1 protein-coding gene is annotated in these 558 nt (G+C 67.6%); it reads left to right on the top strand.

The window, feature by feature from the left end:
- Nucleotides 1-558: acyltransferase domain-containing protein (locus IG74_RS0144870; RefSeq protein WP_037827523.1), on the top strand; the 558-nt coding region annotated here is incomplete at both ends.

The following is a 558-nucleotide window of genomic DNA, read 5'->3' on the forward strand; positions in this document are numbered from 1 at the left end:
CGTGGTGGAGGAGCGGTCGGGTTCGTTGCCGGTGGTGCCGGTGGTGGTGTCGGCGCGTTCGTCGGAGGCGTTGCGGGCGCAGGCGGAGCGGTTGGTGTCGGTGGTGGGGGACGGAGTGTCCCCGTTGGATGTGGGTCGGTCGTTGGCGGGTTCGCGGTCGGTGTCGTTCGAGCATCGTGCGGTGGTGCTGGCGGCCGATGGTGGGGAGTTGGTGGCGGGGCTGGAGGCGTTGGCTCGTGGTGAGTCGGTGCCGGGGGTGGTTTCGGGGGTTGCGGGTGAGGGTCGTACGGCGTTCCTGTTCACCGGGCAGGGTGCGCAACGCCCGGGTATGGGGCGGGAGTTGTACGACATCTTCCCGGTGTTCGCGGCGGCCTTCGATGAGATCTGCGCTCATTTTGATGCGTTGTTGCCGGGGTCGTTGAGGGATGTGGTGTTCGGGGGTGAGGGGCTGGATGAGACGGGGTGGACGCAGCCTGCGTTGTTCGCGTTCGAGGTGGCGTTGTTCCGGTTGGTGGAGTCCTTCGGGGTGGTGCCGGACTGTGTGACCGGGCATTCGGT

The organism is Streptomyces sp. NRRL B-1347 (genome assembly GCF_000720325.1).
Lineage (GTDB): Bacteria > Actinomycetota > Actinomycetes > Streptomycetales > Streptomycetaceae > Streptomyces.